Source organism: Aurantibacter crassamenti, assembly GCF_016811105.1.
Lineage (GTDB): Bacteria > Bacteroidota > Bacteroidia > Flavobacteriales > Flavobacteriaceae > Aurantibacter_A > Aurantibacter_A crassamenti.
This window is the reverse complement of the sequence record NZ_JAFBGM010000002.1, coordinates 445,140-471,171: the sequence shown is the minus strand read 5'-3', so window position 1 is coordinate 471,171 and position 26,032 is coordinate 445,140. Positions and strand designations below refer to the sequence as shown.

The 26,032-nt window shown below is 33.0% G+C and carries 22 protein-coding genes; 11 read left to right on the top strand and 11 right to left on the bottom strand.

Features of this window, described 5'->3' with window-relative positions:
* Positions 1-75: 75 nt before the first annotated feature.
* From JQC67_RS14625 to JQC67_RS14610, 4 genes are all read left to right on the top strand, one after another.
* Complete coding sequence (locus JQC67_RS14625) at positions 76-342, top strand: DUF4834 family protein (RefSeq protein WP_203253662.1); 267 nt, start codon at positions 76-78, stop codon at positions 340-342.
* 191 nt (positions 343-533) lie between these two features.
* On the top strand, positions 534-2,969 hold the full coding sequence (locus JQC67_RS14620; RefSeq protein ID WP_203253661.1) for a YfhO family protein: 2,436 nt from the start codon (positions 534-536) through the stop codon (positions 2,967-2,969).
* Complete coding sequence (locus JQC67_RS14615; RefSeq protein WP_203253660.1) at positions 2,969-4,240, top strand: glycosyltransferase family 4 protein; 1,272 nt, start codon at positions 2,969-2,971, stop codon at positions 4,238-4,240. The genes JQC67_RS14620 and JQC67_RS14615 overlap by 1 nt, the downstream gene beginning before the upstream one ends.
* The gene (locus tag JQC67_RS14610; protein WP_203253659.1) at positions 4,240-5,691 is read left to right on the top strand and encodes an oligosaccharide flippase family protein; all 1,452 of its coding nucleotides are present in this window, start codon (positions 4,240-4,242) and stop codon (positions 5,689-5,691) included. The genes JQC67_RS14615 and JQC67_RS14610 overlap by 1 nt, the downstream gene beginning before the upstream one ends.
* Positions 5,692-5,799: 108 nt before the next feature.
* On the opposite strand, the gene JQC67_RS14605 is transcribed toward JQC67_RS14610, so the two are convergent.
* Positions 5,800-7,035, bottom strand: a complete 1,236-nt coding sequence (locus JQC67_RS14605) for a hypothetical protein (RefSeq protein ID WP_203253658.1) — start codon at positions 7,033-7,035, stop codon at positions 5,800-5,802.
* A gap of 216 nt (positions 7,036-7,251) precedes the next feature.
* Positions 7,252-10,032 (bottom strand): excinuclease ABC subunit UvrA, encoded by a 2,781-nt coding sequence (uvrA, locus tag JQC67_RS14600; RefSeq protein WP_203253657.1) that lies wholly within the window; start codon positions 10,030-10,032, stop codon positions 7,252-7,254.
* 256 nt (positions 10,033-10,288) lie between these two features.
* Between uvrA and JQC67_RS14595 the strand changes: the two genes are divergently transcribed.
* From JQC67_RS14595 to JQC67_RS14585, 3 genes are all read left to right on the top strand, one after another.
* Positions 10,289-10,873 (top strand): RNA polymerase sigma factor, encoded by a 585-nt coding sequence (locus JQC67_RS14595; RefSeq protein WP_203253656.1) that lies wholly within the window; start codon positions 10,289-10,291, stop codon positions 10,871-10,873.
* A gap of 74 nt (positions 10,874-10,947) precedes the next feature.
* Complete coding sequence (locus JQC67_RS14590) at positions 10,948-11,091, top strand: hypothetical protein (RefSeq protein WP_203253655.1); 144 nt, start codon at positions 10,948-10,950, stop codon at positions 11,089-11,091.
* 417 nt (positions 11,092-11,508) lie between these two features.
* A complete protein-coding gene (locus tag JQC67_RS14585; RefSeq protein ID WP_203253654.1) occupies positions 11,509-12,090 on the top strand; it encodes an RNA polymerase sigma factor in 582 nt (193 codons plus the stop codon).
* 269 nt (positions 12,091-12,359) lie between these two features.
* On the opposite strand, the gene JQC67_RS14580 is transcribed toward JQC67_RS14585, so the two are convergent.
* Positions 12,360-13,019, bottom strand: coding sequence for an endonuclease III domain-containing protein (locus tag JQC67_RS14580; RefSeq protein WP_203253653.1), 660 nt, complete (start codon positions 13,017-13,019; stop codon positions 12,360-12,362).
* A 52-nt stretch (positions 13,020-13,071) separates the two neighbouring features.
* Between JQC67_RS14580 and bcp the strand changes: the two genes are divergently transcribed.
* A complete protein-coding gene (bcp, locus tag JQC67_RS14575) occupies positions 13,072-13,530 on the top strand; it encodes a thioredoxin-dependent thiol peroxidase (RefSeq protein WP_203253652.1) in 459 nt (152 codons plus the stop codon).
* Positions 13,531-13,540: 10 nt separating this feature from the next.
* Here bcp and JQC67_RS14570 read toward each other — a convergent pair whose 3' ends face one another.
* The gene (locus JQC67_RS14570; protein ID WP_203253651.1) at positions 13,541-14,998 is read right to left on the bottom strand and encodes a TonB-dependent receptor; all 1,458 of its coding nucleotides are present in this window, start codon (positions 14,996-14,998) and stop codon (positions 13,541-13,543) included.
* 76 nt (positions 14,999-15,074) lie between these two features.
* On the opposite strand from JQC67_RS14570, the gene JQC67_RS14565 reads away from it, so the two are divergent.
* Both JQC67_RS14565 and JQC67_RS14560 read left to right on the top strand, forming a co-directional pair.
* On the top strand, positions 15,075-15,851 hold the full coding sequence (locus JQC67_RS14565; RefSeq protein WP_203253650.1) for an MBL fold metallo-hydrolase: 777 nt from the start codon (positions 15,075-15,077) through the stop codon (positions 15,849-15,851).
* Between the two features lie 71 nt (positions 15,852-15,922).
* Positions 15,923-16,417, top strand: coding sequence for a hydrolase (locus JQC67_RS14560; RefSeq protein WP_203253649.1), 495 nt, complete (start codon positions 15,923-15,925; stop codon positions 16,415-16,417).
* On the opposite strand, the gene JQC67_RS14555 is transcribed toward JQC67_RS14560, so the two are convergent.
* The 7 genes from JQC67_RS14555 to JQC67_RS14525 form a co-directional block, all read right to left on the bottom strand.
* Positions 16,414-17,073, bottom strand: coding sequence for an alpha/beta hydrolase (locus tag JQC67_RS14555; RefSeq protein WP_203253648.1), 660 nt, complete (start codon positions 17,071-17,073; stop codon positions 16,414-16,416). The genes JQC67_RS14560 and JQC67_RS14555 overlap by 4 nt on opposite strands.
* A 15-nt stretch (positions 17,074-17,088) precedes the next feature.
* Complete coding sequence (locus JQC67_RS14550; protein ID WP_203253647.1) at positions 17,089-17,412, bottom strand: hypothetical protein; 324 nt, start codon at positions 17,410-17,412, stop codon at positions 17,089-17,091.
* A gap of 27 nt (positions 17,413-17,439) precedes the next feature.
* The gene (locus JQC67_RS14545; RefSeq protein WP_203253646.1) at positions 17,440-18,696 is read right to left on the bottom strand and encodes a dihydroorotase; all 1,257 of its coding nucleotides are present in this window, start codon (positions 18,694-18,696) and stop codon (positions 17,440-17,442) included.
* Complete coding sequence (locus tag JQC67_RS14540; protein ID WP_203253645.1) at positions 18,693-20,615, bottom strand: BatA domain-containing protein; 1,923 nt, start codon at positions 20,613-20,615, stop codon at positions 18,693-18,695. The genes JQC67_RS14545 and JQC67_RS14540 overlap by 4 nt, the downstream gene beginning before the upstream one ends.
* A 91-nt stretch (positions 20,616-20,706) precedes the next feature.
* Positions 20,707-21,714 (bottom strand): glycosyltransferase, encoded by a 1,008-nt coding sequence (locus JQC67_RS14535; protein ID WP_203253644.1) that lies wholly within the window; start codon positions 21,712-21,714, stop codon positions 20,707-20,709.
* 36 nt (positions 21,715-21,750) lie between these two features.
* Positions 21,751-22,596, bottom strand: coding sequence for a universal stress protein (locus tag JQC67_RS14530; protein ID WP_203253643.1), 846 nt, complete (start codon positions 22,594-22,596; stop codon positions 21,751-21,753).
* A gap of 207 nt (positions 22,597-22,803) precedes the next feature.
* Entirely contained in the window at positions 22,804-23,493 is a 690-nt protein-coding gene (locus JQC67_RS14525; protein WP_203253642.1) for a Crp/Fnr family transcriptional regulator, read from the bottom strand.
* 117 nt (positions 23,494-23,610) lie between these two features.
* Here JQC67_RS14525 and JQC67_RS14520 point away from each other — a divergent pair, with 117 nt between their 5' ends.
* Positions 23,611-26,007 (top strand): heavy metal translocating P-type ATPase, encoded by a 2,397-nt coding sequence (locus tag JQC67_RS14520; RefSeq protein ID WP_203253641.1) that lies wholly within the window; start codon positions 23,611-23,613, stop codon positions 26,005-26,007.
* Positions 26,008-26,032: the final 25 nt, after the last annotated feature.

Genomic DNA, 26,032 nt, shown 5'->3' with positions numbered 1-26,032 from the left:
ATTAAACTTTTAAGACAATTGCTCATACAATACAACGCTAGAATCGTATTTTTGATATATCTATATTGAATTAAAATGGTATTATTAAAAACGATATTAATTATTCTTTTGGTGTATTACGGGCTGAAAATTTTAGCCAAATGGTATGGACCAAAACTGTTTAATTATGCAGCACGTAAAACAGAACAAAAGTTCAAAGAACGATTTGGTGATTTTACACAACAGCAAACAAGACAAGGTGAAGATAATATTGGCGATATTTCAGTAAAAGGAAAACGAGCCAAGAGTAATACTTCAAAAGAACCAGTTGGGGAGTACATTGAATTTGAAGAATTAGATTAGTTGTTTGAATTAATTTAATTTTTACTTAGTTTAAGTGTCTTTAAATCAATGCTCTACAATGTTTTTCATGGTGTTTTTTCGCTAGAATGCCTTTTTAGTTACGGCATGCAAAAACATAAAATTAAGTACAGGAAAAATTCTTTACAAGAACCTTTTGGAATTTGTAAATTTGCTACAACCAAGTTTATTCCATGCAAATCACTTTAAAGGCTTTTTTAATACATTTTTTTGTTCTAGTTCTATTTGTAATTGCGTCTTTAGCGTACTTTAGCCCTGTTCTTCAGGGTAAGGTTATTGAGCAATCAGATATTGTTCAGTACACGGGCATGGCTAAAGAACAAAATGATTTTCGAAAACTTACAGGCGAAGAACCCTATTGGACCAATAGTGCTTTCGGAGGCATGCCTACATATCAGTTAGGTGCCAATTACCCACATAATTACGTTAAAAAATTAGATAAAGTAATTCGCTTTCTACCAAGACCAGCGGACTATCTATTTCTTTATTTTTTAGGATTTTACATTTTACTTTGCTGTTTAAAAGTTGATTTTAGATTGGCTGCGCTTGGTGCTCTTGCATTTGGTTTTTCAACGTATTTGATAATTATTTTAGGTGTTGGTCATAACGCGAAAGCACATGCAATAGGTTATCTACCCATGTTGCTTGGTGGCATTGTGTTAGTTTTTAGAAAAGAATACCTCTGGGGTTTTGTTTTGGCGGCTATTGCCATGGCACTTGAAATAGGAGCAAACCATTATCAAATGACCTACTATTTTATGTTATTGGTCTTGATATTGGGTGTTGCTTATTTAGTAGATGCCATTAAAAAGAAAAAACTCAAGCATTATTTTATTTCTGTTGCAATTCTTTTGGGTGCTGTTCTTTTAGGTATAGCTGCAAATGCGACTGGATTAATGGCTACTAAAGAATACGCTGATTGGAGTACTAGAGGTCAATCAGAAATTACTATTAACCCTGATGGTTCGCCAAAAGAGAATACTGGCGGTTTAGATAAAGGTTATATTACCCAGTGGAGTTATGGCATAACCGAATCTTTAAACCTATTTGTACCGCGTCTCTTTGGGGGTGGTAGCCAAGAAAAATTGGGTGAAGATTCAAAAACTTTTGCTTATGTCGTCAGTAAAGAAATTCCGAAAAGTACAGCATTAGAGTACTTTGGTACACTACCCATGTATTGGGGACAACAACCAGGTACCTCTGGTCCGGCTTATATTGGTGCAATTATATTTTTCTTATTTATTTTAGGATTAATTCTGGTTAGAGGGCGAGCAAAATGGTGGTTATTGGGTGGAACAATTATGTCTTTGACACTTTCTTGGGGAAAGAACTTTAGTCTGCTTACAGATTTCATGATTGACTATTTTCCGTTGTATGATAAGTTTAGAGCTGTTTCTTCTATACAAGTGATTCTAGAATTATGTGCACCTATATTGGCTATTCTTGCATTGACCGTTTTATTTAATGAATATGTTTCGAAAGAGAAAAAATTAAAGGCACTTAAGCTCTCATTTTTTATTGTTTTGGGCTTGTGTGTAGCCTTATTCTTAGCCAAAGGGATGTTTGATTTTAGTTCGCCTACTGATGACCGTATGCGAATGACAGGTCTTGAGGGTCTTCCTGATGTGTTAGTAGAGGATCGTAAGTCATTATATACTAGTGATTTGTTGCGTTCGTTTATTTATGTTTTTTTAGCGGCACTAGCAATTTGGTTCTTCCTTAAAGAGAAAATAAAAGAAAACATATTTGTTGTTGCTTTGGCAGCTTTAATCCTTTTTGATTTAGTAGGAGTAGGGCGACGTTATGTTGATAATGATGATTTTGTTGCTAAACGTAAAATGACGCAACCGTTTCAAAATACACCGATGCACCAACAGATTTTAAAAGATGAAGGTGTATATCGCGTTTATAATCCGAGCGAAGGATGGGACTCTGCTGGCACTTCGTATTTTCATCAGTCAATCACGGGTTATCATGCAGCCAAACCAGCTGCTATGCAAGACCTTTTCTATTTCTATATTTTTAAGGGCAATGTGGGCGTATTGAATATGCTGAATGTTAAATATGTAGTTCAACAAACTGAAAATGGCGAAGATTACCCAGCGGTAAATCCTGAGGCAAATGGTAATGCATGGTTTGTAAAACAATTGAAAGAAGTAAGTAGTACAGATGAAGAAATCTTAGCTATAGAAGATTTTGATGAGAAAAACGTAGCAATTGTTAATACTTCAAAGTTCACAAATATAAACCGTACTAGTTTTCAAACAGATTCAACCACAACCATTGATTTACTTGACTACAAACCTAATCACTTGACGTATAAGTCTAATAATTCAAATGCGGGAGTTGCCGTGTTTTCTGAAATGTATTATGCACATGGTTGGAATGCCTATATTGATGGTAAACCGACTGACCATTTTAAAGTTAATTATGTGCTTCGTGCTTTAAAAGTACCAGAAGGAGAACATACTATAGAATTCAAATTTGAGCCAACAATTATTGAACAAGGAAGTAAAATAACTCTGGCAAGCTCAGTGTTATTTGGTCTTATAATTTTGGGTGGATTAGGATTTTCTTTCTGGCGTAATCGCAAAAAAGAAGAAGTATAATGCGAAAGATTTTGATCATTACGTACTATTGGCCACCTGCTGGTGGGCCAGGTGTACAGCGATGGTTGAAGTTTGTCAAGTACTTACCAGAATTTGGTTTTGAGCCCATAGTTTATATTCCTGAGAACCCAAATTACCCAATTGTAGATGTTACTTTAGAAAAAGAAGTACCATCCGGAATTCAAATTCTAAAGCATAAGATTTCTGAACCCTATAAATTGGCTGGTTTGTTATCCTCCAAAAAAACAAAAAGAATTAGTTCTGGGGTCATTCAAACGAAAAACCAATCGTCACTTGAAAAACTAATGCTTTGGATAAGAGGCAACTTTTTTATTCCTGATGCCCGTAAAAATTGGGTAAAGCCATCAATTGATTATCTATCAGCTGTTATAGAAGAACAAAATATAGATACTGTAGTTACTACTGGGCCACCGCATAGTGTTCATTTAATTGGTGATGGATTAAAAAATAAATTTAATTTGAAATGGATTGCTGATTTTCGTGATCCGTGGACTTCAATTGGGTATCATAAAAAATTGAAGCTTTCAAAGGCATCGCAGCAAAAACATAAGCAATTAGAAAAGCAGGTTTTAAATAATGCAGATAAAATTGTTGTAACCAGCGCAACTACAAAAACCGAGTTTTCGGCATTAACCAAACAGCCTATCTCGGTTATAACAAACGGCCATGATACGGATTATAAAGGCGAATCTCATTTAGATACGCAATTTACAATTACTCATATTGGATCTTTATTGACAGGTAGAAATCCCACAAATTTGTGGAAGATAATTTCTGAAATTGCGCGCGAAGATGCGGTTTTTAGAACGCAGTTGCAACTTGAATTTCTCGGTGTAGTAAGCCAAGATGTTATGGATAGTTTACACCGTTATGAACTTGAACCTTATATTAAGTTTAAAGGTTATGTATCGCATGCTGCTGCAGTTCGAAAGCAACGTAGTTCACAGGTTTTACTTTTAATAGAGATTGATTCTGAAGAAACAAAAGGCATCATTCCAGGTAAATTATTTGAATACATGTCAGCCCAACGACCTATTTTAGCGGTAGGCCCAAATGATTGGGATGCGGGTAAAGTCATTGCCGAAACCGAATCAGGAGCTGTTTTTGATTATACCTCTAATTCTGAGCTAAAAGATGTAATTTTAAAATGGTTCAAAGCATTTAAAAATGATAGCCTGTCAATAGCTTCAAAGAACCTTGATAAGTATAGTCGCCGGGCTTTGACCGAAGAACTTTCGAAATTACTATAATGGGTATAGTACTCAAACAGACATTTATTAATACCATCATTACCTATCTTGGTTTTGCTATGGGTGCTGTAAATGCACTTTTTCTATACACCAATTTTTTAACCGATGAATATTATGGTTTGGTAGGTGTTGTTTTATCTACCTCTGCAATTCTAATGCCTTTAATGGCTTTTGGTGTTCAAAATACATTAGTTAAGTACTACAGTAGTTTTGAAAAAAAGGATGCGTTTTTAACTTTAATGGTACTATTACCTTTGGCAGTAATATTGCCGTTAGCATTGTTTTCTTATGTGAGTAATTCGGCTATTGCAGACTTTTTAGCGAAGAAAAATACTATTGTTAAAGATTATGTATGGTATATCTTTTTAATAGGGCTAGCCATGGCATATTTTGAAGTCTTTTATGCGTGGGCTCGAGTGCATCTAAAATCAGTATTTGGTAATTTCATGAAAGAAGTCTTTGTTCGACTCGGAATTACGGTTTTACTCTTTGCTGTCCATTTTGAGTTTATTTCTATTGATGCATTTATGAAGGCTTTAGTAGGTCTTTATTTGTTGCGAATGCTGATTATGAAAATTTATGCCTATGGTTTAAAAAGACCAAGGTTGAATTTTAATTTCCCTAAAAATACTCGAGAGATTGTGGTGTATAGTGCATTGATTATACTCGGAGGTTCAGCTGCTGTTATCTTACTAGAGGTTGATAAGTTTATGATTAACCAATACATTGAAATTGAAAATGTTGCCTATTATGCAGTCGCAGTACATATTGCTACCGTAATCATTGCTCCGTCAAGAGCAATGCATCAAATAACCTACCCAATGACGGCGGAGTTGTTAAATGCTAATAATCTTGTTGGTCTTAAAGGGTTATATCAGAAAAGTTCATTGACTTTATTTATTGTTGCAGGGCTTGTTTTTTTAATGGTAATTCTTAACCTAAATGATTTGTATCAAATGATTCCTGCCCAATATAGAGGTGGATTTCTGGTTGTTCTTTTAATCGGTTTGGTTAAACTATATGATTCTTTCTTAGGATGTAATAATGCAATTCTATTTAACTCAGAATATTACCGTGCCACCCTTTGGTTAGGCGTTTTTCTTGCAGCCATGACAATTCTTTTTAATATGTGGCTCATACCTAAATATGGTATGGAAGGTGCTGCTATGGCTAGTTTCTTAGCAGTTTTTATATATAATACAAGTAAATTGGCTTATGTAAAATTGAAGTTTAATATGTGGCCATTTACAAAAGAGACCTTTAAAGTAATAGGATTAATATTACTTGTTGGTACGTTGTTCTATACTTTTCAATTTCCTTTTCATCCATTGGTGAATATTTTACTAAAGTTAGTTTTAATGACAGCTATGTATGTGGGCATACTATATCGATTTAAAATATCTGAGGATGTTTTTGGGGTATTAAAGAAATTTCTAAATAGAAAAAAATAGGCTATCAACTCAAATAAACGGTGCTAATTACCTAAATAAAAACCCCCGCAGTAGACGAATCTACTACGGGGGTAAACAACTAACCAACCTAAAAACTATTTTTATATTTTATCTTCTTCTAGCGCTTCTTGTACTACTTGATGTAGAACCGCTAGTTCTAGATGTACTTCTTGATGGAGCTCTACTAGCCACTTTTCTTGAACTTGTATTTTTACTATAACTCTTAGTGCTTCTAGCAGGAGTTCTACTTACTGTTCTCTTTGAAGTATTACTTCTTGTTGCAACCGAAGTTCTACTTCTTGATGAAGCTTTACTAACTGTTCTTGAACTAGTAGCTCTACTCGGGCTTTTAACCGTAGTACTTCTTTTTATTGTTCTTGAACTAGTTGCTCTGCTCGGACTCTTAACAGTAGTACTTCTGTTTACCGTAGTACGATTCGGAGTACGTGTAACGGTTCTTTTTGTAACAGTACTTGTTCTAGGGGATCTAACCGATGTTGATCTATTTACAACTTTTCTGTTCGTATTATTTGAACGTTTTACTGTACTATTGTTTCTAGCCGTTGTACTACGATTTGCTATTGTTCTTTTGTTTATAGCAGCGTTACCAGTTCGTCTTACTACCGCCGTTTTGTTAGAACGTACACTTCTATTATCTCTAACAGCTACACGCTTATCATTTCTATATACTGTAGCTCTTTCACGACGTACTTTATTATATCTATGCTCTTTTCCAATTTTGGCGTAAGACCTTCTTGTATTATATCTATAAGGATTATAATAAGTATATCTAATTGGCGTATACCATCTTCTATACGGATTCACATTTACTAGACAAAAACCTAATGCTGGTCTTGCAAAGAATGCGTGAAATGGTCTCCAAACATAACGTCTGTTATAAGTGTTTATATAACCTGTATGGTAATCATAGAAACCACGATTGTTGTAATACACGTACATACCACCTACGTTTCTAACCCTTCCATTACGGTAGTTGATGTTTACATCACCAATTTGCGATACACGACCGTTATAATCGTAATAAATAGGAATGTTCTCAACTTGAATTACCGCACCGTAATCATCATACTGTGCAAACGGACTGTAATCAAATCCGGAGTTAAAAGTTACATTTCTGTTTTGTTGTCCAATTCTATTGTCGATGTAAAAATCGAATTCACCATCTGGGTAAACAGAAAACGTGATTCCGTCTTCTACAAATATGAATGAATTGTTATTTCTTAAAGCAGTGTTTTCCACAACCTTTTCTTCTGTTGTTACAGTTGCCATGGTACTTGTAGTACCTAGGATCAAAGCTGTAAATAGGAGTACTAAATTTCTCATGATATAAGGTTTTAAATCTCGAATGCAACTATTTACATTCGGTTAGTATATACCAAACAACATGCCAAAAAAATAAATAATATGTAAGTTGTTGATTTTTAGGTGTTTATTTTCAGTAATTATCTTGAAAATAAAAAGTTGAACGCCAATTACCGGCTTCTATAATCCGAAAAATAGTAGTTGATTTTAAATTTTAGCAATCTAAATGAATCAATTTTATCTCAATTTTTCCTTTAAATATCTCGCTGTATGTGAGGTTTTACTTTTAGAAATTTCCTCAGGAGTACCTTGTGCAATAAGTTGGCCACCTTTTGTACCACCCTCTAAGCCTAGGTCTAGAATATAATCGGCACATTTTATTAATTCTATATTATGCTCAATAACAATTACACTATGACCTCTAGATATTAAGGCTTCAAAAGATTTTAATAGTTTTTTAATATCGTGAAAATGCAAACCAGTGGTAGGTTCATCAAAAATAAATAGTGATTTGTCTTTATTTCTACCTTTTACTAGAAAGGAAGCTAATTTAATCCGTTGTGCTTCACCACCAGATAGGGTAGAAGAAGATTGCCCTAATGTAACATAACCAAGACCCACTTCTTGCAAAGGTTTGAGTTTTGATGTAATTTTTGTTTGTTCGTTTTTTTCAAAAAAGGCAATTGCATCATCAATGGTCATATTCAATATATCATCTATAGATGCATTTTCAAATTGCACTTCTAATACTTCTTTTTTAAAACGTTTGCCTTTACAGGTGTCGCATTCTAAGTGAACATCAGCCATAAACTGCATTTCTACAGTAATTTCACCTTCACCTTTACATTTCTCACATCGACCTCCGTCAACATTAAATGAAAAGTGTTTGGCTTGATAAGCCCTTATTTTACTTAGCTTTTGAGCAGCAAAAAGACTGCGAATGTCATCATAAGCTTTTATATAAGTGACCGGATTTGATCTTGAAGAACGCCCAATTGGGTTTTGGTCAACAAACTCAACTGTTTTTAAAGTTTTAAAGTCTCCTGTTGCTTTTGTGAATTGACCGGCTTTTTCACCATACCCACCAATTTCTTTTAATACAATAGGATAAAGAAGCTTTTTTACGAGCGTACTTTTACCACTGCCAGAAACACCAGTAACAACCGTTAACATATTCAGAGGAAACGTAACATCTATGTTTTTGAGATTATTTTCTCTAGCACCCTTGATTGTAATGGCGTGTTTAATTGTTCTTCGTTTTTCAGGAACTGTAATCTCTTTAGTTCCATTTAAATAACTAGCAGTAAGTGAATTGGATTTTAATATTTCGCTCAAAGGTCCAAAAGCTACTACTTCACCGCCATGCGTACCAGCCTCTGGGCCAATATCTATGACTTCATCGGCAGCTTTCATAATATCTTCATCATGCTCAACTACAATTACAGTATTGCCTAAATCTCGCAATGATAATAAGACCTCAATGAGATTTTCTGTGTCTTTCGGATGCAAACCAATACTAGGTTCATCTAATATATACATGCTTCCTACAAGGCTACTGCCTAATGAAGTGGCCAAATTTATACGTTGACTCTCGCCGCCTGAAAGTGTGTTTGATTTTCTGTTTAGAGTTAAATAATTCAATCCTACCTTGGTAAGAAACCCTAATCTTGTATTTATTTCTTTTAGTAGTCTATTTGCAATTTGAATATCATGTTCACTTAAGGTAATATTCTGAAAGAAGGTTACTAAATCTTCAATTGGCAACTCAACCAAATCAGAGATAGATTTATCGCTGACTTTAATATACTCAGTTTCTTGACGTAAACGTTTTCCATTACAGCTGCTGCATCGGGTCTTACCGCGATAGCGCGACAACATTACTCTATTCTGAATTTTGTAACTTTTCTCCTCTAACATTCCGAAGAACTTATGCAATCCAGTAAAATGCTCATTGCCTTGCCAAACAATTTGTTTTTGCTCTTCTGTTAATTCAAACCAGGGTTTGTGAATTGGAAAATCAAATTTATACGCTGTATTAACTAATTGGTCACGATAGGCGCCCATACTCTCACCACGCCAAGGAAATACAGTATTTTCGTAAACAGAAAGTCCTGTATTTGGTACCACTAAATCTTCATCAATACCAATTACATCACCATACCCTTCACATTTAGGGCAAGCACCATATGGATTATTGAAACTGAACAAATGAACATTAGGTTCAAGAAAAGACATTCCGTCTAACTCAAAATTGTTACTAAATGGAGATTGATTACCGGTTTCAAGTTCTTCAATAGCGCATTCACCATTTCCTTCAAAGAATGCAGTATCAATGGCATTGGCTAATCGATTAAAGAAATCTTCATCTTCCTTATATATGATACGATCAATTACTAAATGAAATTCACGACCAATTGTACTAGGTGCCTTATCAATTCGTATTACTTCACCCTTATATTTTATTCTAGCATAACCTTGCTTTGCAAATATTTGTAGCGATTTCAGCGTCTCTCTTTTCGCATCAATTTTAATTGGTGCGAGTAATAATAGCTTTGTTCCCTCTTTATATGTTTTAATATGGTCAATTACATCACTAACTGTATGTTTCTTAACCTCTTTGCCCGAAACTGGCGAAATAGTTTTACCAATACGTGCATAGAGTAATTTAAGGTAATCATATATTTCTGTGGTGGTACCAACAGTAGAACGTGGGTTTGTTGAGTTTACTTTTTGCTCAATTGCAATGGCTGGTGCAATACCTTTGATGTAATCAACTTTTGGCTTGTCTAATTTACCAAGAAATTGTCTAGCATATGAAGAAAGGCTTTCTACATAGCGTCTTTGACCTTCTGCATAGAGGGTGTCAAAGGCCAAACTTGACTTACCTGAGCCAGAAAGGCCTGTAATTACCACCAATTTGTTTCTTGGTATGACAACATCAATATTTTTTAAATTATGCAGTTTTGCACCTTTAATAATGATGTTCTTTTTCGGGTCTACGTCTTTAATTTCGGCCATTGGAATGAATGTGAAAGCAAAGATACAATATGTGTATATCAATAGCGAACCTAGCTCTTTAGGAATCTAAATGTGATTTCATTTTTGTTAAATTTGTTTGTAGTACATTATTTTTTCTATCTTTGAACTTCACTTACATAATTTGTGCCTATAAAGAACAATTACTTTTTTAAAACGTAGAGATCAACCTAAACAACCATTGAACCATTCAATGGTAACAGATTATTCTAGTTTTAACCAAGAAAAAGTAATTGTTATGGATACACACCTTTTTAATGACTCAGAACTTATTAGACTTTATGCTGATGGCAATGAACGTGCACTTAACACGCTTATTAATCGTCACAACCAAAGACTAAGTAGCTTTATATATTCTAAAGTAGGTGACCGAGAGGTTACTGAAGACATTTTTCAAGATACCTTTATTAAAGTAATACGTACCTTAAAAAGAGGTGCCTATAATGAAGAAGGTAAATTTTTGCCTTGGGTAATGCGCATTGCACACAATCTTATTATAGATTACTATAGAAAAAGTAGCAGAATGCCTTACTTTGAAGGCACTAGCAGTTTTGATGTTTTTTCAATCATAAGTGACGAACGCCTCAATATTGAGGGGCAATTGATAAAAGAACAGATTGATGTTGATTTAACTACTTTAATTGATGAGCTGCCAACAGATCAACAAGAGGTTCTGAATATGCGCATATTTAAAGATATGAGTTTTAAAGAAATCTCAGAGAATACGGGGGTTAGTATTAACACAGCCTTAGGTAGAATGCGTTATGCATTAATCAACCTTAGAAAGATAATTGAAGAACATAATATTGTTTTGACGAATTAATCTACTTCAGGTCGAATAGAATTATTATATTGGCTCTTGCTTCGTTATCCTTATATAACAAAGACAATAGTGATATGAAAGATATTTACTCTAATAAAAAGAAAAGAACGAAACTAGTAGAGGCTAAACCTGAAACAATTCAATTTTTAATGAATTATTCAAAGTCTTTGAAAATTACAGAAGTTGACGGTCATAAGTTTGAAAGTAATTTGAACTAGTAGCACCAATCATAAATACATCAATATCCTCAAGCTTTACATTAAGTTTGGGGATTTTTTATTTTTTACCGTTTTCTACACAATAAACTGTTACTTACGATACTGTTATGGGTTATTATTATTTCTATTTGCTCGCAACCACTTATTTAGCTAGTTATTCAGCAGAAAAATCTTACAGTTTTTAGATTGAAAAGTGTTCTCAAATACTCGTGAAAATTGCAAAACTGGCGTTTCACATCATAAAATAGTCGTTTTACAACAATGTTTTTTTCAGACTACCCCTTTTCTCTAGTTTTAGGTCATAATTAAAAAACGAAACGATTTACAATAATAAAAATTGTTTCAATTAATTAACTAATTACTTAAGAAAAAAGCTTTCTCAGTCGAAAGTTAAACCTAACCAAAAAAACAATCTGTATGAACTTGCAAATTGAAGATTCAGTACTAGTAAGAGATTATATTTCAGGAGACGAAAAATCACTTGAAATCTTAATTAACAGACACAATCAACGTATCTCAAGCTTTATTTACTCAAAGGTTTTAGATAGAGATATTACCGAAGACATTTTTCAAGATACCTTTATTAAGGTTATTAAGACTTTAAAGAAAGGTACATATAGTGAAGAAGGTAAATTTTTACCTTGGGTTATGCGAATAGCGCACAACTTGATTATTGATCACTTCAGAAAAAACAAAAGAATGCCAATGTTTGAAGGCAGTGATGATTTCAACATTTTCTCAGTTATAGGAGATGATAAATTGAATGCTGAAAAGCAAATCATTAAAGATCAAATAAATACAGATCTTAGATATTTAGTTGATGAATTGCCAGATGATCAAAGAGAAGTACTTTTGATGCGTATCTATAAGGATATGAGTTTCAAAGAAATCTCTGAAAATACAGGTGTTAGCATTAATACAGCTCTTGGTAGAATGCGTTATGCACTAATAAACCTTCGCAAAATAATTGATAAGCACAATATAGTTTTAACGAACTAGAAATTTACAAAAGTACATATCGAGCAATATTTCCATATTGGTGGCGTTATTATAGCGTAACTAGATTTTAATGATATGGAAAAAATATACTCAGAATACCCAAAGAGGCGAGGGCTAACGAAAGCTTCTCCAGAAACTATTCAGTTTCTAATGAGCTTTTCTAATTCTTTGCATATTGTGAAACACGCTGAATTCACTTTTGAAGGAAGCTTAAATTAGGAAACTGTTCAAAAGTTTAGCTTTTGAACAATTTCTTTAAAAAGACCTTTTTAGGTCTTTTTTGTTTTATAATAGTTTTCTAATACAGATTTTCTGCCAATCGTTTTTGTGATAATATCTTTATCTAAATTCCAGCCTCTTGCAGGTGAATATTCTCTACCATACCATATTATTTGCAAGTGTAAGTCATTCCATAACTCTTTATCAAACAGTCTTTTAGCATCTTTTTCGGTTTGTACTACGTTTTTGCCATTGGTAAATCCCCAACGGTACATTAATCTGTGAATATGTGTATCTACGGGGAAAGCAGGAATACCAAATGCTTGTGACACAACCACACTAGCGGTTTTATGGCCAACAGCAGGAAATTCTTCTAAAAGTTCAATTTCTTTTGGTACAACTCCGTTATATTTTTCTATCAAAATTTTTGATAAACCATGTATACCTTTTGACTTCATTGGTGACAACCCAACGGGTTTTATAATTTCTCGAATTTCTTCTACTGATAATTTGACCATGTCATAAGGATTATCAGCCTTTTCAAATAGTAATGGAGTAATTTTATTTACGCGCACATCTGTACTTTGTGCAGACATTAAAACGGCAATTAATAAGGTGTATGGGTCTTTATGGTCTAAAGGCACTGGAATTTCAGGATATAACTCTTGCAGCGTTTTAATGGTAAAATTTACTTTTTCGGCTTTGGTCATTTTTGATTAGTTTCGTGTCGATTTAGAAAACGAATGTAATTAAAATTAGGCTATGAATACATTGAAAGTAGGGGATAAGGTTGCAGAATTTTCCAGTTTTGATCAGGCTGGTAATGTGGTTAAATTATCAGATTTTAAAGGAAAGAAGTTAGTTGTATTTTTCTATCCGAAAGCAAATACACCTACTTGTACTGTTGAAGCCTGTAATTTAAGAGATAATTATAAGCTGCTTCAAGAATCAGGATATGAGTTACTAGGGGTGAGCGCAGATACTCAAAAAAGACAATCTAATTTTAAAGAAAAATTTAAATTCCCATATCCATTATTGGCTGATGAAGACCATACTTTACTTAATGTATTTGGTGTTTGGGGTGAAAAAAAATTCATGGGGCGTACCTATGATGGCATCCACAGAAAAACCTTTGTAATTGATGAAAATGGAATAATTACTAAAGTAATAGATAAAGTAAAGGCCAAAGACCACGCCACTCAAATATTAGAAGATAATTAAAATAAGGTGCTTAAGCTTCTTTATTTTTTGATTCTAATTTCTTAGTAAAAAGCTTTTTCTCTTTAATTACTTCTGGTATACCTTCTGGTAACATTTCTTCCCATCCTTCTTCATTGTTGATGATTTTTTTAAGAACATCTCTTGAGAAAATATGCATGATTTCTGGATCGTAATCAATGATATCCATAACCTTACCGTTGTACTTGAAGAACTTGTATAGTTCTTTCATTCTCGGGTGTACTTTAACATTATTACTGGTCATTATTTGGCCAGTCTCAACATTTTTCATTGGGTATAAGTAAACTTGCAGGTCTTTAAAGAATAGTTTTCCGAAGGCTTCTAAAATACCACCACTTAAGTCACGATAATATTTTTCATCAAAAATATCAACTAAATTGTTGACACCCATGGTGAGACCGATATGCTTTTTAGTGTATCTATTGAAGTATTCAACGAGTTTATAATATTCTTGAAATTTAGAGATCATTACAGTATGACCCAATGAACATAGTAGTTCAGCTCGGTCAAAAAAGTCACGCTCATCAATTTCACCTGATGCTTTTAAGTTAGATAAGGTTATTTCAAAAATTACAATACTATTATCAATATCTACTGTTTGATCACGCACAAATATGTCATATGATTTATCAAACATATCCATATTAACCTTGGTCACTGGCCTAAAACTTCCACGTAAAGCAAGAATATTCTTTTTGTATAGTACTGAAGCTGGTAGAAGGTTGTTGCCATCGGGGCCAAACATAACTGCATCGGTCATGTCATTTCTAATCAATTGTAGACTAATTAATCTATTGTCTACATCTTTGAAATTCGGTCCTGAGAAATTAACCATATCAACTTCAACAGTATCCTTATCAATATGGTCGTATAAATACTTTATTAATTTTACTGGCTTATGATTCTTGTAAAACGCACCATAAATAAGATTTACACCAAGAATACCTAATGTTTCTTGTTGCAAGCGCGCTTCATTCTGTTTAAAACGCACGTGTATGATTATTTCATCTAATTCTTTTTGCTCTGGATCTAATTGAAATCGAATACCAACCCAACCATGACCTTTATATCTTTTCGAAAAATCGATAGTAGCCACTGTATTTGCATATGAAAAAAACAATCGTTCAGGATGTTTGTCCCTAGTAATTCGTTCTTCCATTAAATTCATTTCATGATCCAACATGCGTTTTAAACGCGGTTGTGATACATACCGACCATCTTTCTCAACACCATAAATAGCGTCGCTAAAGTCTTTGTCATAGGCGCTCATTGCTTTTGCAATTGTACCTGAGGCACCACCTGACCTAAAAAAATGCCTAGCCGTTTCTTGGCCTGCGCCTATTTCAGCAAATGTTCCGTAAATATCAGGGTTGAGATTTATACGAAGCGTTTTCGCTTTGATTGAAGGAATATTTTCAAATGCAGTATCTCTTTTGAAAACTGATGCCATTAGTTAGGGTTTGTGTTAAACAAAGTTAAGAACTTCAAGAAATCTTTTAGGTAAATATGTTATAAATTTGATAATAATGAACAATAGCCTACAAATTACTTTTCTGGGTACCGGAACCTCTCAAGGAATACCCGTGATTGGTAGTAACCATCCGGTATGTTTAAGTAACGATCCAAAAGATAAACGATTGCGTTCTTCTGTCTTAGTTTCTTGGGAAGGATTTAATTATGTAATTGATTGTGGGCCTGATTTTAGACAGCAAATGCTTATAAATAAAGTGGATAAGCTAGATGGACTACTTTTTACACATGAGCACTCAGACCATACTGCGGGCTTAGATGATATTAGACCATTTTTTTTTAGACAAGGTGATATTCCAATTTATGCAAATGAAGAGGTGATTAAATCTTTAAAAAGAAGGTTTGATTATATTTTTGCTGATGAAAATCGTTATCCTGGTGCTCCGGCTGTTAAAGTGAATTGTATTAATGCTGAAAGTATTTTAAGCTTAGGTGGAAAGAAAATTATTGTAATTGAAGCCTGGCACAATCGCCTTAGAGTAAATGGATTTCGCATTAATGGATTTACATATCTTACAGATTTAAAGCGTGTTGAAGATAATGAGCTTGAAAAAATTAAAGGTTCTAAAGTTTTGGTTATAAACGCATTACGAATAGAACCACACCATTCACATTTTAATTTAGAAGAAGCCTTAGCTTTTGTAGAAAAGGTAAAACCAGAGGTCGCTTATTTTACACATATTAGTCATATGTTAGGTTTTCATGAAGCAGTAGAAAATGAACTTCCTGAGAACGTTCATCTGGCTTATGATGGTCTTGTAATAAAAATTTAATAGTAAAAATATAAGGTTCATTCTGGCGTTTATAAGATATACAGAACACAGAAAAGAGGTTAATTATAGTTATGAAAAAAAGTCTATTTCTTTATTTATTTGTTTTTGCAGCATTGATTTGTTTGTATTTGGTAGTTAGTAATAAAAACATGCAAAAGGTTGGTGAAGCAAAAATTGTTCGCATGCAAGATGAAACGGTAACCCTGAAAGATTCTATTCAAAATTTACATCTTAAAGTTTTAGATATGCAGTATTTCTCATTAGAAAATAATGATGATGCTTTGGCGTATTATGATCATTTAAATATTGAAGACCCTTCTCGATATATTGCCGATAAATTATTGGAGACAAATGAGAAAAAAGGGGATAACCCGTTGATACCTTATGAGGGTATGGAAAGTGATTTTAAAATAAATAAAATCAAAATATTAAATCACAAATGGATTGTCTGTGACTTTTCAGATGGAAAATTTTGGGGCGAACTTGTTATCAAATATGAGTTAAAAGATGATTTAGGGGTTGACTTTACCCTAGTAGACCACTTATTGTATACCCGCAGCAATTAGATTTTATCGACTAACCACTTTTTAAACGAGTAGAAATTTTGTGGGGCTACGCCATGACCAACAGGAAACTCTTCATAAACATGTTCAATTTTTAAGTTCTTTAAAAAGTCGGGAATACGTTGTGCCCAATCAGGTGGAATCACTTGATCTACTTGCCCGTGAGAAGCGTAAATGTTTAATTGAGAATGGTCTTTTTCAGCATAACCATCGGCAAGAATATCAACATTAATATAGCCACTTAAACCAACTACATTTTTTACTTTTTCTGGATATGACAAAGCAACGGCATAACTTAAAATTGTGCCTTGACTGAAACCTAATAAGGTAACATTGTTAGAATTTAAGCCATACGCAGTGCAAGCTTCATCAATAAAAGAGGCTATTTTTTCTCGTGACTCAATAGCTTGATCATCATCACTCCATTTTCCATTTAAATTATCAAAATGTATAGCATACCAAGCATAACCATAAGGTTCAATTGGGTAGGGGGCACGTGCAGAAATAATAAAAATATCTTCTGGTAATTCAGCAGAAAATGAAAATAAATCTTCTTCATTGCTACCATAACCGTGAAGCATAATTAATAAAGGCGTAGCTGCATTTATTTCTTTTGAAGGCCTAATGAGGTGTTCAAGTGATAATTCTTTGGATTGCATTCGGGGATGTTTGAATTAGCTAATAAATGTAAACCATTTTTGAAAATATGGCCCTAGTACAGGCAAAGATTGTTTCTTATTATTTAGAGCACCTAAAAAGCCATAGAACCATAAAACCAAATAGAAAACATATAACCCGTACCAAGCATATTCATTAAACCATTGGCTTAAAAAAAGTGCAAAACCTAAAAACATTAGATGAAGTCCGAAGGCCTGTCTTGTGTGAAAACGAGCAAAATCGTTTTTTGCATCTGAATTCATTGAGATAGCTATTAAAGCCCCAACCATGGTGAAATATGCAACAACTGCTGTTGTTTTTCCTTCAATTTCTTCTGCCATTTTTCTTTTTTTATTGAACAGATACTTCTAAAGTAATTGTATTGATTTACCTGTAATAATACCTAAAACTTTTCCTTTTAATTCTTCTCCTAGAAACATACTATTTTTAGAAGTTGAATAAATGTGATTTTTATCAAATCGAATAGAATCAGTGGGCTCAAAAATAGTTATTCGAGCTTCGGCTCCTTCTTTAATTTCAGCTTCAGGTAAACCAAATCTACTTCTTCCTTTTGTTAAAAGTGCTATTGCGGTATCAGTATCAAATAGTTGATTTAAAATTCCAAAGGCACTCTCTAAACCTATAGCGCCATAAGCTGCATTGTCAAACTCCAATTCTTTGTGCTCAATATTTATGGGTCTATGGTCTGTTGTAACAAAATCAATAATGCCTGACTTTAAACCATTGATTAAAGCTTTTGTATCTGCTTTTTCTCGTAAAGGCGGCTGTACTTTGTATTTACTGTCAAAAGTATCTAGAAGTTGATCTGTGTGCCAAAGGTTATGAATCGCTACACTACATGTTACATCTAGATTTTTCTTTTTTGCTGCTGCAATTAGCTTCACTGAATTGGCTGTTGAGATTGTTGGGATATGCAATTTTCCGCCGGTGTATTCTAAAACGAATAGATCTCTAACAATTTGAAGTTCTTCAGCAAGTGATGGAATACCTTTTAAACCTAATTTGGTAGAAACGTGCCCTTCGTTTACTATTCCTTTTCCGGCTATAGCTTTATCTAAAGGATATGAAAAAACCAATCCACCGAAATTCTGAGCATATTGTAAAGCTATTTTTAAAAGGTTCGGATTATCAATCGGATTTTTATAATCATAGAACCCTACTGCACCTGCATTCTTCATATCAAAGAGTTCTGCAAGATCTATACTTTCTGATTTTACTGTTAAAGCCCCTAAAGGATGTAAAGCGGTACTACTTTTACTCGCTGCATTCTTTAAAAAAATAATGTCGGAGCTACTGTCGGGTACAGGGTGCGAATCCGGATTTAATACCACATCGGTGAATCCACTTTTGGCAGCAGTTAAAAGTCCGTTTTCAATGGTTTCCCGTTCTTCGTAACCAGGTTCACCAAAACTAACACCAGTATCAAACCAGCCAGCCGAAACATGTAAGTTTTTGTTTTCTATAATTTTAGTTTGGCCTTCAGTCTCAATATTGGTGGCAATTTTTTCAATTTTGCCATTTTTAATCCAAATATCCTTTTTCTTCAAATGCAGGTCTTTGTTGCCTGCTGCAATGATTTTGGCTGATTTTAAAAGTATATTCATCGAAAGAATTTTTGAATAAAAATTTCAAATGTTAAAAATATCAAAGCGAAAATAACAAACCATTTCCAAAGCTCAGTGATGCTACTATCTTTTTGTAAGGTGTCAAATAAACTGTTTATTGAGTTTGATCTGCTAGCTTCATTTAGAGTTGAAAGGTCAGAATACGTTAAGTCACTTTCATTACGGGCATAATTAAAACTTAAATTTTGATATACTTTTTGTTTATCTGAAATAGTATATATCCCATCTTCTTGGGGGTTTTCAATAAACTGAAGACTCACTTTTTTGCTAAAGGATTGTTGCTGCGGAATAAATTCAAATTCAGCTTTTTTCATCTTCAATATGTCATCTTTAGAAAGTTGAGCAGCAATATCAACTTGTGTTGTACTACCTATTACGGCATATAATTGAGGTGATTCTAGACTTTTTAAACCAACATTATAAAGTGTTGGGACGATTAATGGAGAATTCTTGAAATTGGAGTTTTCGCTAGAAAGGGATGCAGTAAATAGGTACAGACCTTTTGTGCCAATAAAAAATGGATTTTTATCTTGAAATGATAATAAGGATGGTAATGTCGTTTTAATGCCAACAAATTTCTTGACTATAGGATATTGAAAATTAGTTACCTGCTTTTCAAAAACATTTTGATATAAAGGATTAGTAAAATCAATTCCCGTAATTTTTCGTTCACTAGTTATTTGCTCTAAAAATTTAATATTTGTTAGCCCTGAAAATGTCTCATTATAAGAATTATTATCAATTTGGTTGCCTGGTATAAAAACAAGGCTACCTCCATTCGACTTAAATGATTTTAAATTTGCTTGTAAGGCACTATTTATTTGTTCTAATTCATTTAATATTATTAAATCTTTCGATTCAATGGCACTATAATTTAATGACTTTAATTCTGTTGAAGTGAGTTGAAATTCATCTTCAGTATAAATTCGTTTTAAGAATTCTGAATCGGTATCACCAATTACTAAAACCTTAATTTTTTCTTTTTTATTGATATTGAAATAGAGCTGATTGTCATAGTGTAAACCGTTGTCAGATACTTCAATTCGACCGTTGATTATTTCGTTACTCGGAATTGTAAATTGAACTACTCCTTTATTGTTTTCATCAATTACAACCGCAGTTTTGGCAATTAGTTTTTCATCGTTAAATAATGAGACCGGAGTGCTCATATTAATTGATGTACCTGAAATTAGTACGTTTAATTCAAGATTCTCAGTATTCTCTTGATGAATAAAAACGGAGTCAATCGCTATATTTTTCGATTCTTCAGGTCGTATTTGAACAAAATAATGTTCCGTTTTTTCTAACGAATCGTTTTGAATTGGCCCTAACCGCTTTTGAAAATCAGAAATCAAAATAAACTCTTTGCGCGAATCGTTTTCTTGACTAAACAGCGATTCACCTTTGAGTTTTATTTCATTTAGTGACAATTGTTCTGAAGTGTAATCTAAACTTAATAGTTCATTCTGAATATCTTTAATTGTACTATTTCTATACTCTTTGGTATTTGTAAATAGATTAAAACGTTCAGTTTCTGGTATGGCTTGAATTAATTCTTGAATAGCATTCTGCAATAAAGTTGTAGTGCCAGATTTGGCCTGCATACTAAAAGAATCATCAATATAGATGGTAGTTTCTTTCTTTTTAAGCGCGTTCTTTTCTGCAAAAAATGGTTGTGCAAAAGCAATTACTAATGCTGCTAACAGCAACATTCTAGTAAATAATAAAAGCCATTTTTTTATAGTACTGCTGCGTCGTGAATTAGAAACTACCTTTTGTAGCAATGCCACATTGGTAAAAGGTGTTTTTTTAAATCTACGGAGCTGAAAAAGATGAATAAAAATAGGTATGAGTAGTTGAAGTAGGGCCCAAAGTAATTCTGGATGTCTAAACTGCATGTCCTATTTTGAATTTACAAAGATAGCTAAATTGGTTGATTGCTACTGGTTCTTTAATAAGAAGTTATTCCTTTTTTTTTGATACCTGGTTCTAGCAAAAGAAATAATATTCAGACATATGTTTTTGCCCTAACCTTGAAAAATAACTTCGAATTCTTTCTTGTTCGTCGTCATTGGCAACAGTAATTATACTCTGTGGATGCACTAATTCACTCAACTTTGAAAAGTGTAGCATTGTTTTACCGTATATATCTTTTCCTATTTTCTTCGGATTGTCACAAAGCCAAAAGAAATCAATATTGCTTTCAATCAATTTTTTGGCAATTGTTTTGCCTTTATTACCAGCGCCCCAAATAATTAAAGGTCGATTTTTATCATATTCTAGTTTTATGAAATAATGAAGCTTTATGTCTAGAAAATAGTTTTGAGCATAATGCTCGCTCGTACGAGATGTTCGATAATCATAATCACGCCAATGATGAATTACTTGCTCACAGGGTATGCATTTAAATTTGTTTTCATAAAACCGAAATGCAAGGTCATAATCCTCTGGATAAACATTCGGATTAAAACCGTCACATAAATCAAAATCCTCTCTAAATACCATCCAACATGGGGAGGGAATAACACATTCTTTATAGATTTCAGAGTAGTTCTCACCTTTTGCGGTCAATCGGTTTAGCCATTTTTGATAGCGGTCATAACCATTACTAATGCCTTGGTCAGAAAAATATTTTACTTGACCTATGGCGAGATGTCCATTTCCTCTTTTTAAAAGTGAAGTTGCCATTACTTGTATTTTATCAGGAGTCATGATATCATCAGAATCCATTCGAGTAATCAATTGGCCATTACTCTCTTTATATGCTTTTTGTAAAGCGTCAATTATACCTTGCCCTTCGTTCTCAAATACTTTAATTCTTGAGTCTTCTGATGCATTTTTTTCAAGAATTAATTTGCTGTTATCAGTAGAGTGGTCATTTACCGCAATAAGTTGCCAATTACTATAAAATTGGTTCTTAACAGATTGTAGACATTCCTGAAGAAAATCTTCTGTATTTTTAAATGGCATTAAAATGCTAACCAGTGGTTCTTGCATTTGGCCAAATTACTGAATTTTGATTTTGAATTCTATCTATTCGCTTGGAAGTATTAAAAGCGGAATTTTACAATGATATGCCATATTAGTGACAACCGGTTCTCGCATCAATTGTTGTAGATAACTATGATTGTTATAAACTAATGCTAACATATTTATGTCAAGCTCTTCTAAAAAATTAGTAATAACATTAGTCTTACTAGAATACTGAGGTGCAAAATGAACAAGGTGTTTGATGGGTGCCATGTATTCTATTAAAGTATGTTTATTAGACTCTTTAAATTTATCTTTTTTCATGGTCTCATTTACATGAAAAATATGGATTTCAGAATTAAAATTTTTCGCCAAAGATATTAGTGGATCTAGAACGTCTGCACTAAAGTTGTGTTTAAAGTCAGTGGGAAATGCAATTTTAGTTGGCTTAATAAATGAGCATATTTGAGGTACGGCTATTATGGGCCTGTTTTTAACTGATTTTATCATTCGTACCGTGTTTGTGCCTAAGAAAACCTCTTTATAACCAGAGGCTCCTTTTGTACCTGATATTATTACGTCTATGTCTTTAACTTGCAAGGTCTCAATTACTTTTTGCGTTAAAAAGTCAAATGAAGAAATTGTCTCGAAGTAATGAATCGGATTTAAACTAAAGGTCTGAATTTGTGCTATCACTTTTTCTAATTCTTGCTTTGAAGTTTTACCCTCATTTTCAACAAGAACGGAATGAGTCATGGTTTCAGCAAAAAACCGACTATGCCCAATGGATGGTGTATACGCGTTTAATAAGTAAAATGTACACTCTTCATTTTGAAATAACTTTGTAGCGTATTTAACTGCATTTAGCGCATTTCTAGAAAAATCTGTAGGTATTAGTACATTCTTCATTTCGTCTTTTATCTAATCTTTTTTGTAAAATTAGTTTCTGACTCTATTTAAAAATATGATATAAGTCAGTTTACAAATTAGATTGTACTCAAATAGTTCTATATAAAATTAGTTCTATATAGAATGTTTTTTTCCTAAGAAATCGGATATAAAAAAACCTGAAACTTATAATTTCAAGCAACGTAAAAATTTTACTTTGTTTACTATTTAGAAGCCTTCTATTAAATTTAATAAACCTTTTTCATTTATAATTCCAATTTTTTTGCCAGATGATTTAATTAGACCTTTCTTCTTAAATTCTGAGATTATTCGAATGCAAGATTCAGTGGCAGTCCCCACTACATTAGCATATTCTTCTCGTGATAAGCTTAATGCTAAAAAACCATTATCGTCCTCACCATAATTATTTTTCAAATACATAAATGCTTCTGCAATACGTTGTTTTACGGTTTTCTGTGACATGTTCACAATTACATTATCGGCTTCTTTTAAATCATGTGCCATGTGGCGTAGCACTTCTAATGCGAAATTAGGATTAGAATCTAATGTGCTAACTATGGCATTTTTTGGAATATAACACACTTTCATATCGCTTACAGCTATTGCACTTAGATTAGTAGATTCTTCAGCTATAACAGAACGTTGTCCAATTACTTCTCCTTTACTTGCTAATTTTACTATTTGATTTTTACCGTTAGGACTGAGTTTTGAAAGTTTTGTAACACCATCACGAACACAAAAAACGCCATCTAACTTTTCACCTTCTTCAAAAAGAACTTCCCCTTTTTTTAATGTCTTCGTTATTTTTGTGTCAGATACTATTTTCAGTTCTTCTTTGCTCATAGCTCTTAAAGAATTGAATTGCCTAATAATACAATTCTCGCATCTCGTTTCCATCTGGTAGATTTTATTATCCAAATCAAAAGTAATATCCTAGAATTAAGCAAAAACTGATATATGTCATATTATATGGTTTAACTTTCATTGAAATTTGCTTCTTGTACGCGAATTAAGATGATTAAAAGTGAGTGCTTCCATTGTGGTGAAGAATGTGCAAGTAACAGCATAGAATTTGATGCAAAAGAATTCTGTTGTAACGGTTGTAAAACTGTTTATGAAATTTTTTCGAGTAATGATCTTTCGCACTATTATGAAATTCAAAAGGCTGCTGGGGCAACTCCAAAAGTAATTGCAGATAAATATAATTTCTTAGACAATGTAGATATCATCGATAAATTAGTCGAATTTAATGATGGTGAAACACAAATAGTTAATCTATATATACCACATATACATTGTAGTTCTTGTATTTGGGTACTTGAAAATTTAAGTAAACTGAATTCGTTTGTAAAGTTATCGCAAGTAGATTTTCCTAAAAAAACAGTGCGAGTTACTTATCAAAGTTCAGAAATCTCACTTAAAGGTCTAGTCGAATTGCTTACTAAAATTGGGTATGAACCCTATATTTCTTTAGACGACTATGATAATAAGAAAAAAACAATTGACCGAAGTTTAATTTATAAACTAGGAGTTGCTGGTTTTGCTTTTGGTAACGTGATGTTTTTATCTTTTCCGGATTATTTTGATTTGAGTTCTAGCGAAACAACTGGTGGTGAATTTTGGTTGAACCAGTATCAAAATGTTTTCCGCTGGTTGATGTTTGTATTTTCGTTACCAGTGGTTTTTTATGCTGCTAATGATTATTTTATTTCGGCTTATAAAGGGTTACGTAGTAAAATACTAAATATTGATGTACCCATCGCCCTCGGTGTATTAGTGCTTTTTCTACGTAGTACATTTGAGATTATTTTTGGTTGGGGAAATGGTTTTTTTGATTCATTAACTGGGTTGATTTTTTTTCTTTTATTAGGTAAATTTTTCCAACAGAAAACATATTCATTTTTATCTTTTGAACGCGATTATAAGTCATATTTTCCTATTGCCGTAACAAGAATTACGGCAGAAGGGCAGGAAGAGAACATTCAAGTTAATAATATAAAAAAGGGTGATCGATTGTTGATTCGAAATGAAGAACTTATTCCTGTTGATGCCATTTTATTAAAAGGGAAAGCTCAAATTGACTATAGTTTTGTGACAGGAGAATCCGAGCTGGTTCATAAAAGTTCTGGTGATAAAATTTATGCTGGAGGTAAACAACTGCGAGGTGTAATAGAAATAGAGACTTTAAAATCGGTATCTCAAAGTTATTTAACACAATTGTGGAGTAATTCTATTTTTCAAACGGATAAAACAAGTAGGCATCAAACAATTACCGATACAATAAGTAAAAAGTTTACAGTAACTGTATTATCTATTGCATTTTTGGCAACAGGATATTGGTTATATGTTGAGCCTAGTAAAGCACTAAACGTTTTTACAGCCGTATTAATTATCGCATGTCCATGTGCTATTGCCTTAGCAGCACCATTTACTCTGGGAAATTTATTGCGCATTTTTGGACGTAAAAAATGTTACTTAAAAAATACACAGACTATTGAGCAACTAGCTCAGATAGATACAGCAATTTTCGATAAAACGGGTACCATTACAACTTCAAAGAAAAGTACGGCTACGTATGAAGGTATGCCATTAAATATAGACGAAGTATCCCTTCTGCGAAATACGTTACGTGCCTCAAATCATCCATTGAGTAGGTCATTATATAGTTTATTAGCCGAACATGATATTGTTAGTTTAGATGAATATGATGAACATATAGGCCAGGGAGTTGAGGGTAGTAAAGGTGATGCTTTTATCAAGGCAGGTTCAGCAGAATATGTTGGCAAAAATAGCGCTAGTGATTCTTTAAATACTGCTGTTCATATCAGTAGTAATGATACTTATAAAGGTAAGTATGTGTTTCATAACGAATATAGAAAAGGTGTAACTGAAATTTTTCAAGAATTGTCAGAATCTTATAAAATAGCTATTCTTTCAGGTGATAATGAAGCTGAAAAAAGGCGATTAGAGCGATTATTGCCCAGATTAACTCCATTGTATTTTAATCAAAAACCTGTAGATAAATTAGAGTTTATAAAAGCACTTCAAGATAAAGGTAAAAAAGTGCTAATGGTTGGAGACGGGTTAAATGACGCTGGTGCATTAGCTCAAGCTGAAGTTGGTTTAACAATTTCAGAAAATGTGAATGTTTTTTTACCTGCATGTGATGGTATTCTTGATGCTTCAAAATTTCAGCAATTACCAAAATTTATACAGGCTGCAAAAAAAGCGATGACAATAGTTAGACTGAGTTTTATATTATCCTTAATGTATAATGTTGTTGGTCTTTATTTTGCGGTGACCGGTCAACTTCAACCCATAATCGCTGCTATTTTAATGCCGTTAAGCTCAATTAGCGTAGTTGCATTTACGACGATTATGACAAATTTATTAGGAAAACAATTGGAGTAATATTTTCCCTTAAAAAAAAGAGTAA

What these genes read in the sequence shown, in the direction of transcription:
- JQC67_RS14585 (WP_203253654.1), top strand. Translation starts at nt 11,509, where the DNA reads ATGAACTTGCAAATTGAAGATTCAGTACTAGTAAGAGATTATATTTCA.
- JQC67_RS14620 (WP_203253661.1), top strand. Translation starts at nt 534, where the DNA reads ATGCAAATCACTTTAAAGGCTTTTTTAATACATTTTTTTGTTCTAGTT.
- JQC67_RS14530 (WP_203253643.1), bottom strand. Translation starts at nt 22,596, where the DNA reads ATGAAGAATGTACTAATACCTACAGATTTTTCTAGAAATGCGCTAAAT.
- JQC67_RS14615 (WP_203253660.1), top strand. Translation starts at nt 2,969, where the DNA reads ATGCGAAAGATTTTGATCATTACGTACTATTGGCCACCTGCTGGTGGG.
- JQC67_RS14590 (WP_203253655.1), top strand. Translation starts at nt 10,948, where the DNA reads ATGAAAGATATTTACTCTAATAAAAAGAAAAGAACGAAACTAGTAGAG.
- JQC67_RS14605 (WP_203253658.1), bottom strand. Translation starts at nt 7,035, where the DNA reads ATGAGAAATTTAGTACTCCTATTTACAGCTTTGATCCTAGGTACTACA.
- JQC67_RS14545 (WP_203253646.1), bottom strand. Translation starts at nt 18,696, where the DNA reads ATGAATATACTTTTAAAATCAGCCAAAATCATTGCAGCAGGCAACAAA.
- JQC67_RS14525 (WP_203253642.1), bottom strand. Translation starts at nt 23,493, where the DNA reads ATGGAAACGAGATGCGAGAATTGTATTATTAGGCAATTCAATTCTTTA.
- JQC67_RS14540 (WP_203253645.1), bottom strand. Translation starts at nt 20,615, where the DNA reads ATGCAGTTTAGACATCCAGAATTACTTTGGGCCCTACTTCAACTACTC.
- JQC67_RS14625 (WP_203253662.1), top strand. Translation starts at nt 76, where the DNA reads ATGGTATTATTAAAAACGATATTAATTATTCTTTTGGTGTATTACGGG.
- JQC67_RS14610 (WP_203253659.1), top strand. Translation starts at nt 4,240, where the DNA reads ATGGGTATAGTACTCAAACAGACATTTATTAATACCATCATTACCTAT.
- bcp (WP_203253652.1), top strand. Translation starts at nt 13,072, where the DNA reads ATGAATACATTGAAAGTAGGGGATAAGGTTGCAGAATTTTCCAGTTTT.
- uvrA (WP_203253657.1), bottom strand. Translation starts at nt 10,032, where the DNA reads ATGGCCGAAATTAAAGACGTAGACCCGAAAAAGAACATCATTATTAAA.
- JQC67_RS14595 (WP_203253656.1), top strand. Translation starts at nt 10,289, where the DNA reads ATGGATACACACCTTTTTAATGACTCAGAACTTATTAGACTTTATGCT.
- JQC67_RS14570 (WP_203253651.1), bottom strand. Translation starts at nt 14,998, where the DNA reads ATGGCATCAGTTTTCAAAAGAGATACTGCATTTGAAAATATTCCTTCA.
- JQC67_RS14560 (WP_203253649.1), top strand. Translation starts at nt 15,923, where the DNA reads ATGAAAAAAAGTCTATTTCTTTATTTATTTGTTTTTGCAGCATTGATT.
- JQC67_RS14555 (WP_203253648.1), bottom strand. Translation starts at nt 17,073, where the DNA reads ATGCAATCCAAAGAATTATCACTTGAACACCTCATTAGGCCTTCAAAA.
- JQC67_RS14550 (WP_203253647.1), bottom strand. Translation starts at nt 17,412, where the DNA reads ATGGCAGAAGAAATTGAAGGAAAAACAACAGCAGTTGTTGCATATTTC.
- JQC67_RS14520 (WP_203253641.1), top strand. Translation starts at nt 23,611, where the DNA reads ATGATTAAAAGTGAGTGCTTCCATTGTGGTGAAGAATGTGCAAGTAAC.
- JQC67_RS14535 (WP_203253644.1), bottom strand. Translation starts at nt 21,714, where the DNA reads ATGCAAGAACCACTGGTTAGCATTTTAATGCCATTTAAAAATACAGAA.
- JQC67_RS14580 (WP_203253653.1), bottom strand. Translation starts at nt 13,019, where the DNA reads ATGACCAAAGCCGAAAAAGTAAATTTTACCATTAAAACGCTGCAAGAG.
- JQC67_RS14565 (WP_203253650.1), top strand. Translation starts at nt 15,075, where the DNA reads ATGAACAATAGCCTACAAATTACTTTTCTGGGTACCGGAACCTCTCAA.